Raw genomic sequence first — 17,761 nt, forward strand, 5'->3', positions numbered from 1 at the left:
TCAGTGGTATCAGCCCGACGAAACAGCGCCGCATCTCCTGCGGCATTCTGCCCCGTGGGCATCCGTCCTCACTATTCCTCCGTCTTCACAGTCCCCCCCAGCGCCTCAATCTGCTGCTCGGCCTTAGTAGCCTTCTGGGTTCCCGGGAACTTATCGATGATCTCCTGGAACACCGAAATCGCATTATCGGTATCCCCACTCAGCCGATACGCATGCGCCAGATAGTTAAGCACCGTATAGTCACTGTCGTTGATATTCTTAGCCTTCGAAAGCTTATCAATCGCCTCAGTGTAATTCGCATCGTCAAATGCATTCACACCCGACTGCGAAAGCTCCTGGAACATAGACGACTGCATGCTCTTGTAAATAGTGTCATACACAGCCTTTGCGTCCACAGAAAGCACCTCCGGGTTGACCTCGGTCAGTGCGTTTGTTGCGTTGCTCGTGTTGCCCTGCTGCTGCGCTTCCACAGCCTTTAAAAGGTTCTCGTAGGAAGCCGCCGTATCCTGTGCCGTCTGGATCTGCTGCTGCGCAGAAGCCGTCGTTTCGTTCAGAGAATCCACCTGGCTCTGGAGCTGGTTCAGCTGGGCCTCCTGGCTCGCCATCTTGCCGCTGTATTCCACAACCTTCTCGTCCGCCTGCCGGTTAATTCGCTGCGTATTCGCAGGCCCGATCAGGAACCACACAACCAGTGCGCCAAGCACCAGCCCAATACCGATATTCAGCATCGTTGCCGCTGTAGACGTCTCGCGGAACGTCGGCGGAATAATCACCGTATCCCCGCTTACCACACGCTCACGCTCGTCCTCGCGCTGCTCCTCCGTACGCTCCCTGCGGCCGAACCGCCGCGGCTCCAGCGACGTCTGCGTACCCGTCTGGAAATCAACCTCCTTCAGGAAACGAAGCGTCGTCGAGTTCGTCTTGTCAATTTTCGCCGCCTTTTTCAGAATCTTCCGCGCTTTCTCATACTCACCCTTGTGAATATAAATCAGCGCCAGCAGATGATATCCCTTGATCAGCTTCGGATTCTGGTTCAGAATCTTGCGCAGCTGGATCGCAGCCACATCCTCATTGTTCTCGCGGCAGCATTTCAGCGCACTGTTGTATTTCTTGATCGTCTGATTGATCATATCCAGCTTCGCCTGCTCCGCCTGCAGCGTCGCAATATACTCCGTCGCCACATTATTCTCCGGCATAATATTCTTGCTGATGATCCACTCACTTAACGCCGCAACCGCTTCACCCGTCTCAAAATAGACAAGGCCTAACAAGTTCCGCGCATGGATATTGTATTTGTTAAACTTCAGGCTCCGCCGCAGCATATCGATCGCTCCGGAAAGATCCCGGATCTCTGCCTTGTCGAGGCCCAGATTGTAGTACATATTCGAAAGAGAAAAACATTTTCTCTGTACTCTCAGGTTAAAACCACAGTTGGGACAGATCTCCATTCCGACGTCCACAACCGATTTACAATTCATACAGTTCATTCCGGCACCTTACTCTTCCTTTTCCGCTTCTGTCTCGTTTTCCTGTTCCGGCTTGTCGTTTTTCATCATTTCTTTCAAAATGTCGATCACATCCGTCAGATCACGGCTGTAAATCGCATCCTCCACCTCGTCCACATCGAGACATGGTTTAAACTTCTTCAGTTCTTCTTCGTAATTTAACATAAACAAAAAATTCCTTCCTGTATTCGCTAACCATTCCGCTTTGCAAGATATGCTTTCAGTTCGCCCGCCAGATACAGAGAACCCACGCAGAACAGCATGCCGCTGCCCTTTTTGCCCAGTGCCTTCTCATACGCTGCCCCGATCTCCGGTTCCGCGCAGACATCCGTGCATCCTGCTTTTCTGAAGTCCTCTGCAAGCACTTCCGCCGGTACGACGCGGCTTCCGTCGATCTGCGTTGCAACAACATGGGACGGATGAATTCCCTCGCAGATTTCACCGATCATCTCATGATAGTGCTTGTCTGCAACTGCCGTGAACAGAATCGTGATCTCGTTTTCTTTCGCAAAATAGCCTGCCGTGCTGACAAACTGTGCAATGCCGTCCTCGTTGTGCGCGCCGTCGATGATGACGCCCGGCGCAGCCATTTCCATACGGCACGGCCATTTGATCTTCGAAAGGCCTTCCGCAAGCACGTTCTTAGGAATGTCGTGCACGTCCTGCAGAATATGCATCATGTAGAACGCAAGGCTTGCATTCATCATCTGGTATTTTGCCACATACGGAATCGCAAGCTCTGCTTTTTCGCCGCCCGGATATGCAAAGGTAAAGGTGATACCCTCGCGGCTCTGTGTTTTCATCTCATAGAACGACGGCTCCATCGGCCATGCCGGGCTTCCCATCTCTTTCGCCTTTGCGGCAATGACAGAAGCCGGACCTGGCTGGCTGGCGTCGTAGATTACCGGGACACCGGCTTTGATGATGCCGGCTTTCTCTCCCGCAATCGCCTCGAGGGTGTCGCCGAGATACTCGGTGTGGTCGCGGCTGATGGACGTGATGATGCATGCCAGCGGCTTTTCGACCACATTTGTCGCATCCAGCCGTCCGCCAAGGCCGGTCTCCATGACCAGGTATTCCACGCCGGCTTCTTTGAAAATCAGCATTCCCATCAGGAACAGCGTCTCAAAATAGCTCGGATGGCCTTCGCCCTCCGCCTCGTATTCTTTGGCTGCTTTTTCCACTTTGAGAAATGCGTCGAGAAACTGCTCATCCGACACATCTTCCCCGTTGATCTGGAACCGCTCGTTGATGCGTACAAGGTGCGGGGAGGTAAAAAGTCCTGTCTTTTTGCCGCCTGCAAGCAGCATCGCATTCAAGTACGCGCAGACGCTTCCCTTTCCGTTCGTGCCCGCCACATGGATAATTTTGATCCCTTCCTGCGGATTCCCAAGGCGCGAAAGAAGCTCCCTCGTATGTTCCGGCGGATGCTTCACCGTAAATTTCGGTATTGTTTCGATATAATCAACTGCTTCTGTATAATTCACTTTATTTCACCATTCTTCAGTATTTTAGGGCTGCTTTCAAACCCTAGTATCATTATAATCGAGTGACCGGATATGTCCATAGCAATTTTCAAAATTTTGTCCCGACTTTTCGACTTTCCCCGTAAAAAGATACAGTGGGACGTCAAAATCCGCCCCACTGTATGATCTTTCGGACACTCTTTTTAATTCTGCAGACCGCCGTCTTCGGCCGGTTTATCGCTGTTTTCTGTTTTTGACGGCTCAATCTTGTCGCCTTCGCCCTCCGGCGCACCGGACGGCGCTGCCGTCAGTTCATCCTGCGGCGCAGTGCTCGTATTGGCATTTTCCTGCGTCACATCTGTTTTCGTGCTGTCCGGGTTCGGCGTCGGCGTCGGTGTAGATACCGTTTTTGGCTCTTCATACATCATCGGCTCTGTCCTTGTCAGCACCTTCTTCGTCGAGCTGTTGCTCTGCTGCGCGATTGTAATCTGATCACCGTCTTCCAGGGTCAGACTATGCACCATCAGAATCGACGGGCTGACATAAACGGTATCCTGTATCTCCTCGTTGACTTCCACACGGCTCGATGCCGTAAAGTTTTCTCCGTAAAAATACCAGGTATCTTCTCCGGATTTTTCGATTCGTTCCAGTGTTACCGGCAGAGCACCCATCTGCAGCTTCACACGCTCATACGGTGTCTCTCCGTCTTCTCCGTAAACGTACCGTTTTCCATACAGCATATCATACTGCAGCACCTCGAGATCCACCTGATAATTCTTCGTATTCCGTCTCGTCTGATGATACCGGAAAATGGTTCCGTCATGAATTCCCACACGGTTCATAACCTCTGCTGCAATCTGGTAGGAAGCAATGTTTTCCTGTTTTCTTTTCAGTCCCATATTATCCCAGATTACGTATTCGGTCTGATACAGATAGCGGTTCTCCAGATCTTCTACTTTCAGTCCCATCGTTGGCAGATGGTCCCCGTACATCACAAGTACCACCGGCTCCGGATAATCCGCAAGCTTTGTCGTCAGCTCTTTGACAAATTTGTCCATCTCATGGATCTGATTTACATAATATTCCCAGGAGTAATTATTTTTTTCCCGGTCTTCCGCGCCTGTCACTGTAATCTCCGGATCGTCAAGCACCGGCTCTGTCGGATAATCACCGTGGCCCTGTACCGAAATCGTATAGATATAATCCGGTTCGTCTGTCGCATCGAGCGTTTTTATGATCTCTTTTGTCAGAATATGGTCTTTTACCCATCCTGTCGCCGTCACATCCGAGATATCCGGCATATATTCCTCCGAGGTAAAGGTATCAAAACCAAGACGTGAGAATACACTTCTTCTGGAATAGAAGTTTGCTTCATTGTTGTGGATCGCATGGGTCGCATAGCCAAGATTCTTTAAAACATACGGCGCACTCTCACAGGTCTCCTCTGAAAGCACCGATTTGTACGGATACTCACCCGCTCCGAAATACCGGAGGCTCATGCCGGAAATAGTTTCAAACTCTGTGTTTGCTGTTCCGGCTCCCACCACCGGCACGCGGAGATAACCGGAAGAATAATCCTTCATCAGCTGCCGGTAATACGGGATCGGATCCTCGGAAATGTTGAGGAAATTAACCAGCTCCGGATCGAAAAAGGACTCCAGCTGCAAAAAGATAATATTCGGTTTTACCGTATCATCCTCTTTTTGTTCGCCTTCACTCGTCTCAATCTGTTTCACGAGCTGTTCGGAATAGCCGTTCGGCTCTGAAATTCCCGTATCAAACAGGGTGACTGCCAGACAGTACGGATAGCCGTAATCCTGGTAGGCAAATGCGATGTTGACGAAATAGCTGGAAAGCACACGCTTTGCAAGCGCCAGATTTGTTGCTCCCGTAAAGAGTACAATTACCAGAGCAATCAACGGCACATTCAGATACCAGCGGATTTTCCCCTGAAATTTCGGTCCTTTGATCCAGACCCATACAAAAAATGCCAATAATGCCACAAGGGCTGCTACGACGAGGATCATGGTACCTTTCGACAGATACTTCGTCACGACCTTTGCGCCGTCACTTAAATTCCGCAAGTCCGGTCCGGTAAACGGCGTGACGCGGTTTGCCAGAATCACACCGTTAATGATGCCGAGCAGCAGCCAGAAACAGCTCATCACCAGCCGTACCAGCACACGTCTGCGGAACAGATAAACTACCATAAAAGTAGTGAAGATCAAAAATGCATTGTACAAAAAGACCCATGGGCTTTCCACCATGTAGCTCCATGCAGATGCCAGCGAATGGCGGGAAAATGCTTCAATCACCAGATACAGAATACAGCATCCCAGGGCCTGCAGCGGCAAAGAGAGCCAGTTGCAGACTTTCACTACGGTTTCCTTGTTTCCATGCAGTTTTTTTCCTTTTTTCATTTATTTTTTCAGCTGCTCCAATCTTGTCTGAACCTGCTCCATCATCTGCTGATAGTTCGCCAGTTTTTCTTTCTCTGCCTGACTTTTGCTTCCGGAGCTTTGTTGATAAAGTTCGGGTTGCCAAGCATGCCGTTGGAACGTGCGATCTCTTTTGTCAGACGCTCTTCCTCTTTCGTAAGGCGGGCGATCTCTTTTTCCAGGTCAACCAGCTCGGCAAACGGAATGTAGATCGTTGCCTGCGGGATCACTGCGGATACCGCATCGTCTGCGATGCCGGCTTTGTCTGCCTGTACGTGAACTTCGCTTGCTCCTGCCAGAGTTCCGAAGAATACAGCACCGTTTTTGAAGGTTTCCTGTACAGCAGCATCTTCCGTTACAACGAATACGCTTGCTTTCTTTGACGGCGGTACGTTCATACTGGTGCGGACACCACGGATGCTTCTTACCGCCTCTTTCATCATCTCAACGGCTGCCTCATCCTCTGCGTATGCAAAGTCTTCGGTCTCTTTCGGCCATGCGGCGATCATGATGGAATCCTCGTCCGGATTCAGTGTGCAGTAGATTTCCTCTGTGATGAACGGCATAAACGGATGCAGCAGCTTTAATGCATTGCCAAGAACGGTTTTTAAGGTCCACAGTGCAGCGCCCTTCGTCTCGTCGGTCTCGCTGTACAGACGCGGTTTTACCATCTCGATGTACCAGTCGCAGAACTCCTCCCAGATAAAGTCGTAAACCTTCTGTACGGCGATACCGAGCTCGTAGCGGTCCATGTTGTCCGTTACTTCCGTTGCCAGCGTGTTTACCTTAGAAAGAATCCATTTATCTGCCAGTGTCAGTTTGTCTTTTGGCATTTCAGACGGAACTTCTGCTTTTTCCAGGTTCATCATGATGAACCTGGAAGCGTTCCATACTTTGTTTGCGAAGTTACGGCTGGCTTCTACACGCTCCCAGTAGAAACGCATATCGTTTCCAGGTGCATTACCGGTCATCAAAGTCAGACGGAGAGCATCTGCACCGTATTTGTCAATGACTTCGAGCGGATCGATACCGTTTCCGAGGGATTTACTCATCTTGCGTCCCTGGGAATCACGAACGAGTCCGTGGATCAGTACGTGGTGGAACGGAACCTGTTTGGTCTGCTCCAGTGCGGAGAATACCATACGGATAACCCAGAAGAAGATGATGTCGTATCCGGTTACGAGTACGTCGGTCGGATAGAAGTAATCAAATTCCGGTGTTTTCTCCGGCCATCCTAACGTGGAGAACGGCCACAGAGCAGAACTGAACCAGGTGTCCAGGGTATCCGGGTCCTGGGTGAGATGGGTGCTGCCGCATTTCGGGCATTTTTCCGGCATTCCGCCTCTTACAACGGTGATCTCGCCGCAGTCATCACAGGTGTAAGCCGGGATGCGGTGGCCCCACCAGAGCTGACGGGAAATACACCAGTCATGGATGTTATTCAGCCAGTTCTGATAAATTTTGCTGAAGCGGTCCGGGATGAAGTTTACTTCGCCGTTCTTCTCTGCTTCGCTGGCAGCGGCAGCCATATCCGCCATTTTTACAAACCACTGCGGTTTGATCATCGGCTCTACGGTTGTCTTACATCTGTCGTGAGTTCCTACGTTATGAACGTGATCCTGAACCTTTACCAGAAGACCAAGCTTTTCGAGATCCTCTACCATGGCTTTTCTTGCCTCGTAGCGGTCCATGCCGGCGTATTTGCCGCACTTGTTGTTCATGGTTCCGTCATCGTTTAAGATGTTGATCTCTTCGAGGTTGTGGCGTTTTCCTACCTCAAAATCGTTCGGGTCGTGTGCCGGTGTAATTTTAACGCATCCGGTTCCGAACTCTTTGTCTACGTAAGCATCTGCGATAACCGGGATTTCACGGTCGGTCAGCGGCAGTTTCAGCATTTTTCCTACAATATCGGTGTATCTTTCATCCTCCGGATTGACAGCTACGGCAGTATCGCCGAGCAGAGTCTCCGGACGGGTCGTTGCGATTTCTACGAAGCGGCCTTCTTCTCCAACTACCGGGTAGTTGATGTGCCAGAAGTGGCCTGCCTGCTCCTGATATTCAACCTCTGCATCGGAGATGGAAGTCTGGCATACCGGGCACCAGTTGATGATGCGGCTTCCTTTGTAGATCCATCCTTTTTCATACAGACGGCAGAATACTTCTTCTACGGCTTTGGAGCATCCCTCGTCCATGGTGAAGCGTTCTCTCTCCCAGTCTGCGGAGGAGCCGATCTTTCTTAACTGGCTGTTGATGCGTCCGCCGTACTCTTTCTTCCACTCCCAGCAGTGCTCCAGGAATTTTTCGCGTCCGATTTCATCTTTGTCGATGCCCTGCTCTTTGAGCATATTGGTAACTTTTACCTCGGTTGCAATCGCCGCATGGTCGGTTCCCGGCTGCCAGAGGACTTCATATCCCTCCATCCGTTTGAAACGGCAGAGAATATCCTGCATGGTGTTGTCGAGTGCATGGCCCATGTGAAGCTGTCCGGTTACGTTCGGAGGCGGCATCATAATGGTAAACGGTTTTTTGTTCGGGTTTACAGTGGCGTGGAAATATCCTTTATCCAGCCATTTCTGATACAGTCTGTCCTCGAGTCCCTTCGGATCGTAGGTCTTTGCGAGTTCTTTGCTCATGAGATCCTCCTTTTATGTTTGGTGTATTGTGGTATTTATTCCCGCAGAGGCTTGTCTTAAATCAAAAACGCCCTTCACATACACATAACATGCATGCAAAGGGCGAAAATTCCGCGGTACCACCTTAATTTGTATCTCGTTTCGGAGTCTGTAACGTGACTCATGCGTGAGAACCTAATCATCACATCTTCTGTGCTTTTCAGCTCTCCGGTTCAGAAGCTACCTTCCATGACCACCTTCCCGGACAGCCTTTCAGCCGGTGAACCATCCTCTCTTTTGGGGCCTGCCATGTACTCCTCTTCCTCATAACCTTTTCTTTTTCTGTTGGAATAGAAACTGCATTTATCATAATCGCGTTTTTTTATTTTGTCAAGCCGCCGCGGGCAAAAACCTTTCTTCTTATGAAAGTTTTAAGATTTCACGCGCTTATTTTCGGTGAATCCGCGATGCACAGTACTGCATTTCTGCGCGGCCGTACGACGCGTAGCGGACCTGTTCTTTCGAAAACGGCTTCGCATTGCTTGGCCGTCCTAGGTTTTCGCCGTGGATCACCTGATCCACAAGGTCGATGAGATCTGCGAGAACACCGAGGCTGAGCGGATTGTAAACCGGATGCGCCGTCGATTCAAACACCTGCGTGTGATGACCGCCGAAGAATTTCATGCGGCCGCCCTTTTTCACCAGCCACGCCATCAGACCAACCAGACCATCGTAATACTCTTCCAGGCTCGTTCCGCCCGGCACCTGCATCCAGACACCGCAGCCGCTTCCGATCGCATCTCCGGTGAACAGGTAATTCTGTTTCGTCTCCAGCACGACAACACTGCCCGGCGTATGGCCCGGAGCCTGACAGATGGTAAGTTCTGTGCTGCCAAGCGAAATGACCGAATCCGTACGGATATCATGAATCTCTTCCCACGGTTTTAGTTTTCCCGCCGTCAGCATCACGAGCGTCTCCGGGTCCATTTTCTTTTCCTCGTGGCACATGTAAATTTCGTCGAACTCATCGATGTGATACATGTGATCCGGGTGCGCATGCGTGATAACCAGCAGCAGAGGCTTATCTGTCAGCTCCCTTATCACCGGCAGAATCTTTGCGCCTGCTGTGATGCCGGTATCAATCACAGCCGCTTTCTCTTCTCCTTCTACCACATAGAACGACGAATTTCCCGCGTCAAGAATACAGTAAATTTTTTCTCCGATTTCTGTTACCTGAAAACCTTCCATGATGTAAAACCTCCTTAAAATAATAATGTACCTTCGGAGTCTTTCTGTGCTTGCTTTTTTCCTTTCGGCAATTCAGTGCCCCGCGTTCTCTTCCCCGATGATAATCGAAAGCAGCGTATGATCCAGCATGATCGTGCGGTTCCACGGATTGAAAATCACACCGCTGATCTCCTTTGTTTCGGATGCCATGTGGATCAGCTGTTCCAGACTCACGAGAAACGTAGATTTCACGCTGCTGCTCCCCTTTAATTCCTCATCAAAGCTCGTAAACGCGGCCCACCAGACTTTTCCGTCTGCGCTCTTTACCGTTCCGATCCGGATCTGATCGTCGCCGGATGGCGGTTCCACGGAAAGAATCGCCTGTCCGCCCTCTTTCATTCTGCGGCGGATTACCGTCATCACGTGTGCCAGCAGTTCCGGCGTCGGCTCCTTTTGCAGTCCCAGAATTGCTTCCTCTATCGTTTCATTCCCCTGCAGCCCTTCGTCCTTTGGAGTTTCCATTTCTTTTGCCATTGCTCTTGTCCTTTCTTTTTCGTTTTTCCCACACAGAATCTGTGTACCATCATCCCCGGCAGCTTCGGCACTTCCGATGACATTTACTCTGCGCCTACCCAGATGCCGTCTTCCCCGCAGAATCTGCACTCTTTTGATAAATCCAAAACGTTTTCCATCCGCTTTAAGATCTGATCGTACTTCCCTTCCCGCATCAATGCAATCGTCACCTGATCCGTTCCGATCTGCAGATGGCGGAAGCCGCGTTTTCCTTCCTCCGTCCACGGCAGAGTCAGCTCCAGTTCAAAGCCGCCGCTGCTTCCGTACAGCTTACCCGGCTGTTCGTCCGCAAACAGCTCGAAAAACGGCTGATAATATGCCTTGAAATAATTCTCCTCTGGAAACCAAAGTGTCCCGTCCCCGGTCCGCTCCGGCTCTTTTACAACGGCATTCAGATAGCCTCTCTCGTAATACGTCATGCACGCCGCGCTCTTCGCCAGCGGATTTTCATTGATCTTCTCGATCTCCGACGCCGCCCGGCATCCGTTTCCAAAGGCCGCCTGGCTGTTCTCGCTCCTGCCGACCGGCTCCCAGACGCTCCATGCGTTCTGCTTTCCGTATCCGATCAGATCCTGGCGGTATGCACCGTTGTATTTTACAAATTTTTTCTCCCCCGGCTGCTCGATCAGGTTCAGCGGTACCATACAGTCAATTCCGTACAGCTTCTGCGCAATCAGCCGCGTGTAGATGATGCCGAGATAATGACAGATTGCACTGCGCTCCGCCGTGTCGAGATACATAATCTGCTCCGCTTTTGCCAGCTGGTCGCCGCGTGTTTCGAGCACACTCTCCACCATCGCAATCCGTGACTGCAGCTCCGCCTTCCGTTTTCCGCGGTAGCGCGCCGACAGACGGCCGTACGGCATCGTGCTTGCAAGAACCGCGTGCAGCAGCTCCAGATTCGTGTATTTGATCATAATATCTTTCTTATTTAAACCGAGCTCTGCGTCGGTATCGACTTCCGTCACATTGATGATATATGTTTTTTCTTCGGTCAGTATCATTTGTTTTGCCTCTCTTTTTCAGTACTCTCTTCCATGCTCCTTCAGCCAGCTCTGCCACACTTTGTAATCGGGCATCTGCTGTGCCACCACCGCGTAAAACCGCGCGGAATGGTTCATCTCTTTCCGATGCGCCAGCTCGTGGATAACGACGTAATCCATCACGCGCCCCGGCATCAGCACCAGTTTCCAGTTGTAGTTCAGGTTTCCGGCGCTGCTGCAGCTGCCCCAGCGGGTTTTCTGCTCACGAATTGTGATTCTGCCATACGTTACGCCCATCTCTTTTGCAAAATGTGCCGTCTTTTCCACCAGCATCTGCGCCGCACGTTTAACCGCCGCTTTTCGTTCTGCTTCCGTCAGACGGTTCGCTGCTTTCTGCTCTGCGGCCGCCAACGCTTTTTCCCGGTGTGTGTGAATCCAATCCTGTTTTTCTTTTAAGAATGCTTCGATTTTGTATTTTGCCATCCGTTTCGGTGCGCGCACCACCACGCTTCCATCCGCTTTGACCTGAACGGCGAGCGTTTTGCGGACGGAATACACGATCTCATAGGGAATCTGTTTTAAAATCCGTTCTGCGCTGTCTTTCTGTTCCATTTATTTTTCCTCAAAAGCTGTCTGTTTTACCATTTCTTTGCCTGTTTTTCATTATACCTTTTTCCCGGCGGAAACGCAATCGGATTGCTCACAGAAAAAAACGCGAGCAGAATCACCGTTTTTCTTCCGGCAATTCTGCTCGCATTTTTCTTTCTCTTATTTCAGCTCAATTTTTTTCTGCTTTCTTCGGATGCACAGCCTCACAAATAAAATCGCCGCCTGCACACAGAGAATCATCACCAAAATTCCAATCATGGACAGCGCTGTTGCCCCCAGTCTGATCAGTTTTCCCATTCTTTTTTCCTCACTTTTCTTTCTATCGTGCCAGAACCGGATCGGCTGCCGCATCCCACAGCAGGCTGTCCGTCTCACTTTGTTCCAGGTATCCATATTTTACCATTGCCGCCAGCACCTGCTTTTCCCGCTGCAGCGCCAGATCCGCGTGGCGCGACGGTGCGTAGGCGGACGGTGCATTCGGGATTCCGGCGAGGAGAACGGCTTCGCTGTCGGTCAGCTCCTGCGGTTCTTTCCCGAAGTAGCCAAGCGATGCTTCTTTCAGTCCATAGTAGCCATCCCCGAAATAGATGGTATTGATGTACAATTCCAGAATTTCTTCTTTCGAAAGCTGCCGTTCCACATAGAGTGCCGTCCACGCCTCTGCCGCTTTCCTGGCAAATGTCTTATTCTGATCGTAATACATGTTTTTTACCAGCTGCTGTGTGATGGTACTGCCTCCCTGCTCCGGTTTCATCACGCGGATATCATGTACAACGGCCCGCGCCATGCTGATCCAGTCTATCCCGTGATGTGTGTAATACCGATGATCCTCAACAGCAAGCACCGCTTTTTTGTACAGATCCGGCACCTGTTCAAGAGAAGCCCACTGTGCTCCGCTTCTGGCTTCCTCTACTGCCTGCGCGAGCGACTTTTCCTTCACTGCCTTCTGATAGGAAACATATCCCTGGATTGCCCAGAACATTCCGGCCGTCAGCAGGATCAGGCAGAAAAATGCCAGAAAACCTCCAACCATTTTTCCCGCTGTTCCCCGGTGTTTTCGTGTTCTTTTTCTCATGGTTTCAAACCCCTTTGTTGTTCTTTCCTGCTTTCTATCCTACCATATCTCCCTTAACGCCTTCTTGCCTCTTTCTTAGGAATTCATTAAAATTTTGAAACTGTATGAAATGCATTTTGCACGTTTTCAAATAACCGCTGCTGCTGCGGAATACTTTAACCGAATCAGGCAAGTAGCGAAGCGGATTGCGAATATCCGCTTGACAAAACAGAAAAAGACAGACACCTGGCAGATTGTCAGGATGCCTGTCTCTTGTTTTTATCTTTTGGTTTTTCAGAAACGCTCTGTGATTATGCTGCGGTTCCGTAGTTCATTACATGAGCTGCTGACAGTGCTTTTCGAACGGCTGCACCGAGAATTTCAGCTACTACAACGGAAATCACATCTTTTACGATGTACGGAACGGAAACTGCCAGGAAGGAAGCCGGGATCGTGTTTCCTGTTACAATAGAAAACTGTACCACACCGAATGCGTGACATACCGCAAGACCTGCGATTCCAAGAACGAATGGTTTGCCCGGGAAGCCTTTTTTAATTCCGGCACCGCAGAGCATTGCCATCGGAATAAATCCGAAAATAAAGCCGCCGGCCGGTCCGAGAAGAGCGCCGAATCCACCGCTCATGCCGGCATAAACCGGAACGCCGATTGCGCCGAGGATCAGATAAAGAGCGGACGATGCACCTCCCAATTTCCAGCCAAGCACGTAGCCGCAAAATGCCATTGCAAAGGTCTGCAGCGTCACCGGAACGCCGGTCGGAAGCGGAATCGTCACAATGGACAGTACCGCAAGCACTGCCGTCATCATGCCGGTCAGTACAATCTGTTTTGTTGTAAGTTTTGATTTTTTCATGAATGTAAATCCTCCTCGCAGGTTCTTGTATCCAATTCTTTCTGCTTTCGAATTGTTAACCTTGTTTCAATATAGGTTAATATTTCATTTTTGTCAATCCCTTTTTTAAAAATGCAGAGAGTTCTGCTACGATTCTGTTACACTTCCTGAAAATAGCGGTCACCCTCTTGTTTTCTGTTTTCTTTCTATGGTATACTATATAGTCTCGGAGTTTTTCCGGGAATGTTCACCCGATACAAACGATGAACTTTTACCTCATTTGAAAGGAGATACCCTCTATGAAACCTTCCGAAAATCCTCTCGGCTCGGAACCGGTCAGCTCTCTTTTGCGGCGTTTTGCGATTCCGAGCGTCATCGCGATGCTCGTCAGCGCCCTCTATAACATGGTAGACCAGCTCTTTATCGGTCACAGCATCGGCGTGCTCGGAAACGCAGCGACCAACGTAGCGTTCCCACTCAGCATGGTCTGCACATCCATCGGTCTGCTCTGCGGCATCGGCGGTGCTGCAAACTTCAATCTCTGCATGGGCAGACGAGAGCCGGAGCACGCGAAATCTTATGTTGGAAGTGCCATCTCCATGCTGGCAATCCTCGGTGTGATTCTCTGCGTTGCCGTTCAGCTTTTTCTGCGCCCGATGATGCTTCTCTTTGGTGCAACACCGGACGTCATTGATTACGCCTGTACTTACACCAGAATCACCTCCATCGGCTTCCCGTTTCTGATCGTCACAATCGGCGGCTCCAACCTGATCCGCGCGATGGCAGCCCGAAATTTTCCATGCTGTGCAACCTGGTCGGCGCGATCGTCAACACGATTCTCGACCCGCTGTTCATCTTCGTTTTCCACATGGGCATGGCAGGTGCAGCGCTCGCCACGATCACCGGACAGATTTTATCGTTCGCGCTCGTTGTCTTCTATCTGCGCGGTTTTAAGACGCTGCCGCTCTCTCTTTCCGATCTGAAACCGAACATGGCCTGCTGGACACGGATTGCTGCGCTTGGTGCAACTCCTGCGTTCAACCAGGTGGCAATGATGGTCGTTCAGATCGTTATGAACAACACACTGACCCACTACGGTTCCAATTCCGTCTATGGAAGCGACATTCCGCTTGCATGCGCCGGCATTATTTCAAAGGTGAATATGCTGTTCTTCTCCTTTGTCATCGGCATTTCCCAGGGACTTCAGCCGATTGTCAGCTTCAACTTCGGTGCGCAGAAATATGACCGCGTGAAGGACGCCTATAAAAAAGCAGTTTTTGCGGCGACTGCCATTTCCATCGTCGCCTTCCTCTGCTTCCAGTTCTTTCCGCGCCAGATTATCGGCATTTTTGGTTCCGGTTCAGAAGAGTACCTGCATTTTGCAGAGCGGTACTTCCGCATTTTCCTGTTTTTCACATTCCTGAACGGTATCCAGCCGGTCAGCTCGAATTTCTTTACCTCAATCGGAGCACCGAAGAAGGGTATTTTTCTTTCGCTGACGAGACAGATTATTTTCCTGCTTCCGCTGCTGCTGATTTTTCCGTATCTCTTCGGCATTGACGGCGTGATGTACACTGCACCGATTGCAGACCTTGCAGCCGCATCAGTCAGCATCGTTATGGTCGTGCGGGAATTTAAGATCATGGCAGAGCTACAGAAGGCTACTGCCTGAAAACAGGTTTCTTTCCCGGAGCGTTTCTGCAAAAGACTTTTCGTGAGCTGCGGTTGCCAGGGTCCTGTTAAAATACGGATCTTAGATCATTGCCGTGTAAGTAAAAAAATCGTATGCTGTTGCTTTTTCCACAACAGCATACGATTTTTTATGCGTTATCCACACTTTTCTTTATTTATTCACATGCATCCACATCAGTCCATGCGAAGAATCATGGTCAGGATTCGTTTTGCACAAAGAGCGATTTCGTCGCGGGTGATGTATCCCTTCTCAAATGCCTCCTGTACGCGCTCCTCGTATCCGTTTGCCATCTTGATATCATTTCCGGCTTTTGTCTCGCGGTAATGCTCGCCGTGGGTCCACCAGTCGGTCGTTACCATTCCCTTAAAGTCCCACTCACCGCGCAGAATACCGGTCAAAAGATCCTTGTTCTCAGATGCCTGAACGCCGTTGATCAGGTTGTAGGACGACATGATTGTGTATGGATCTGCCTCTTTTACGATGATTTCGAAGGCTTTCAGGTAAATCTCACGCAGCGCACGCTCGGAAACGCGGGAATCGCTGTCTTTTCGGTTTGTTTCTTTGTTGTTGCAGCAGAAGTGTTTCACACTTGCCCCGATATGCTCGGACTGCATACCGCGTACCATTGCCGCACCGGATTTTCCGGCTACAAGCGGATCCTCGGAATAATACTCAAAGTTTCTTCCGCAGAGCGGGCTTCTGTGAATGTTGACAGCCGGGGTCAGCCAGATGCCGATATTGTTTTCTTTGACTTCCTCTCCGCCGGCTTTACCGATCTCTTCGATCAGCTCCGGATCCCAGGTGCAGGCAAGCAATGTTGCACACGGCCATGCGGTCGTGTTGACGCCACACTGCGGCTGAATGCGAAGGCCTGCCGGTCCGTCTGCGGTCATGATATTCGGGATGCCGTACTCAGGCAGATTTCCCATGCCAAACGTGTTGGCAACTCCTGTGTTCGGCTGACCGCCGAGCAGATGAATGAGTGCTTCTGTCGGAAGCTTATCTACAAACTCGTCGAGCGTTTCTTTTCCTTCGACCACATTCATCAGGTTCGGATTCGTCTTTGCTGCTTCCATAAGCTCGCCAAAGCTCTTTCTCTCCTGTGCTTTGACTGCCGGGAGGAAGCCTTCCAGAGTCAGCTTATCCTGACGCTCCAGTCCTTCTTCCTCGACAGGGCCGTTATCGGTCGGAAGCGCTTCGTAGGTTCCATCCGCAAGGAGACGTTTTTCCAGCTTATGCGGAGCGGCAAGGCTGGTGTACTGTGCAGTCACTTCTGCCTCTGCCAGATCGTAGGTGAAGTCCAGTTTCTTCGCATCTCTTACATTGTTTCCAACGTAGAAGACGTAGCTTCCTGCCTCAAGAACATAGGCAGATTTTGCAACCTTTCCAAGGTCATCAAAAGATGCCATATCTTCCACTGTAAAGGAAAGAACGACTCTCTGTGTCTCGCCTGGCTGCAGCAGTCTTGTTTTCCGGTAAGCGCCAAGCTCTTTGGCCGGCTTGCCAAGCTTGCCCTGCGGTGCGCCATAGTAGAGCTGTACAACTTCTTTTCCGGCACGTTTTCCGGTGTTGGTAACAGCTGCTTTTACAACAATCTTTCCATCCTTCTCTTCTGCCCCCAGAACTTCTGTCTCAAAGCTGGTGTAGGAAAGACCGAAGCCGAACGGATAATTGACCTTCTCCGCTGCGCCCGGAATCGTCTCGAAATAACGGTAACCAACGTAGATATCCTCGTTGTAATCCACGTAATAAACGGATTTATGGAAGTTCTCGGTGGATGGATAATCCTCGAGGGTTGCTGCGTAGGTATCAACCAGTTTACCGGATGGGTTGACGTCGCCTGTTACAACGTCCGCTGCCGCGAGGCCGCCTTCCATGCCGCCCTGCCATGCCATCAGCACCGCCGGAATCTCTTTGCAGTCTTTGAACCAGCTGGTATCAACCATACCGCCGACGTTCATGACAACGATGACATTTTTAAAGTTTGCTTTTACTTTTTCTACCATGGCTGCTTCGCCGTTTGTCAGGCAGAAGTCGCCGTTTTCGAAGATGCTGGCGCTCAGCTCGATCTGTTTTTTCTCATCCTCAAACAGCTCATAGCCTTCCTCGGTGATCTGGCATTTGCGGTCCCAGCCCTCGCCGGAGAAGCGGCAGATGGTGATGATTGCGGTATCGGTATATGCTTTTGCTTTCTGTACCAGCTCGTCCGGTACTTCCGGCTCTCTTGTCATGCCCGGTACAGCACCTGCAGCATACTGTTCTTTTACATTTTTCTCATAGAATTCCGGAAGTTCATGGAACAGAGAAACCTCCCCCTCGGCTTCTTTGATCTTCATGCCTTCGTAGAAGTTGCGGATATACTCGACCGTAACGTCACCGCTTCCGCCGCCTTTTACGTAATCAATCGTTCCTTTTCCGAATAAGGCTACCTTTGTGCCTTTTGCGAGCGGCAGTGTGTCGTTCTCGTTTTTTACCAGAACCATACCCTCGCCTGCTGCTTTTCTGGAAAGTGCGATATGTTCAGCGCTTCCTGTTACCCTTTTTCCGTCTTTTCCCAGCGGCAGAACCGGCTGGTAAAGACTTCTCTGCCATTTACCCATTTTAAGCTTACCTCCTGTATTTTCCGGTGCGCAGATCGCTTTCCGAACGCGCCCCATTCTGTCTTTATGATACGAAGTTTTGGAGTGGATGTCAATTGATTTTTCAGCATTTTATCCTGTTTTTCGTTTCTTTTTCTTTTGATTTTATTC

At 50.4% G+C, this 17,761-nt stretch carries 12 protein-coding genes and 2 pseudogenes; 1 reads left to right on the top strand and 13 read right to left on the bottom strand.

Translation table 11 applies throughout. The features are described from left to right. Positions 1 to 71: 71 nt before the first annotated feature. The 12 genes and pseudogenes from DWZ60_RS03675 to DWZ60_RS03720 all read right to left on the bottom strand — a co-directional run bounded on the left by DWZ60_RS03675 (position 72) and on the right by DWZ60_RS03720 (position 13,339). A complete protein-coding gene (locus tag DWZ60_RS03675; protein WP_022461762.1) occupies positions 72 to 1,487 on the bottom strand; it encodes a tetratricopeptide repeat protein in 1,416 nt (471 codons plus the stop codon). A gap of 9 nt (positions 1,488 to 1,496) precedes the next feature. After that, the gene (locus tag DWZ60_RS17425; RefSeq protein ID WP_022461761.1) at positions 1,497 to 1,670 is read right to left on the bottom strand and encodes a hypothetical protein; all 174 of its coding nucleotides are present in this window, start codon (positions 1,668 to 1,670) and stop codon (positions 1,497 to 1,499) included. A gap of 26 nt (positions 1,671 to 1,696) precedes the next feature. Continuing rightward, positions 1,697 to 2,992, bottom strand: a complete 1,296-nt coding sequence (locus DWZ60_RS03680) for a bifunctional folylpolyglutamate synthase/dihydrofolate synthase (RefSeq protein WP_055220006.1) — start codon at positions 2,990 to 2,992, stop codon at positions 1,697 to 1,699. Positions 2,993 to 3,174: 182 nt separating this feature from the next. Then, a complete protein-coding gene (locus DWZ60_RS03685; RefSeq protein ID WP_070100823.1) occupies positions 3,175 to 5,391 on the bottom strand; it encodes an LTA synthase family protein in 2,217 nt (738 codons plus the stop codon). After that, positions 5,392 to 8,042 (bottom strand): annotated as a pseudogene (locus DWZ60_RS03690) (valine--tRNA ligase). Between the two features lie 426 nt (positions 8,043 to 8,468). After that, a complete protein-coding gene (locus tag DWZ60_RS03695; protein ID WP_119221246.1) occupies positions 8,469 to 9,269 on the bottom strand; it encodes an MBL fold metallo-hydrolase in 801 nt (266 codons plus the stop codon). Positions 9,270 to 9,341: 72 nt separating this feature from the next. Then, entirely contained in the window at positions 9,342 to 9,782 is a 441-nt protein-coding gene (locus DWZ60_RS03700) for an SseB family protein (RefSeq protein WP_243038192.1), read from the bottom strand. 83 nt (positions 9,783 to 9,865) lie between these two features. Then, a complete protein-coding gene (locus tag DWZ60_RS03705) occupies positions 9,866 to 10,825 on the bottom strand; it encodes a hypothetical protein (RefSeq protein WP_119221247.1) in 960 nt (319 codons plus the stop codon). 18 nt (positions 10,826 to 10,843) lie between these two features. Continuing rightward, entirely contained in the window at positions 10,844 to 11,416 is a 573-nt protein-coding gene (locus DWZ60_RS03710) for a M48 family metallopeptidase (RefSeq protein WP_119221248.1), read from the bottom strand. A gap of 156 nt (positions 11,417 to 11,572) precedes the next feature. Then, positions 11,573 to 11,710: a hypothetical protein gene (locus DWZ60_RS17200; RefSeq protein WP_156327580.1), complete on the bottom strand. Its 138-nt coding sequence runs from the start codon at positions 11,708 to 11,710 to the stop codon at positions 11,573 to 11,575. A gap of 22 nt (positions 11,711 to 11,732) precedes the next feature. Further along, a complete protein-coding gene (locus tag DWZ60_RS03715) occupies positions 11,733 to 12,488 on the bottom strand; it encodes a transglycosylase domain-containing protein (protein ID WP_243038193.1) in 756 nt (251 codons plus the stop codon). 290 nt (positions 12,489 to 12,778) lie between these two features. Further along, positions 12,779 to 13,339: a biotin transporter BioY gene (locus tag DWZ60_RS03720; RefSeq protein WP_119221249.1), complete on the bottom strand. Its 561-nt coding sequence runs from the start codon at positions 13,337 to 13,339 to the stop codon at positions 12,779 to 12,781. A 278-nt stretch (positions 13,340 to 13,617) separates the two neighbouring features. Here DWZ60_RS03720 and DWZ60_RS20620 point away from each other — a divergent pair. Continuing rightward, positions 13,618 to 14,990, top strand: a pseudogene (locus DWZ60_RS20620) (MATE family efflux transporter). Positions 14,991 to 15,184: 194 nt separating this feature from the next. Here DWZ60_RS20620 and DWZ60_RS03730 read toward each other — a convergent pair. Beyond that, complete coding sequence (locus tag DWZ60_RS03730; RefSeq protein ID WP_119221250.1) at positions 15,185 to 17,611, bottom strand: glycoside hydrolase family 3 protein; 2,427 nt, start codon at positions 17,609 to 17,611, stop codon at positions 15,185 to 15,187. Positions 17,612 to 17,761: the final 150 nt, after the last annotated feature.

This window comes from Blautia sp. AF34-10 (genome assembly GCF_003477865.1).
In the GTDB taxonomy this organism is placed as follows: Bacteria; Bacillota; Clostridia; order Lachnospirales; family Lachnospiraceae; genus Fusicatenibacter; species Fusicatenibacter saccharivorans.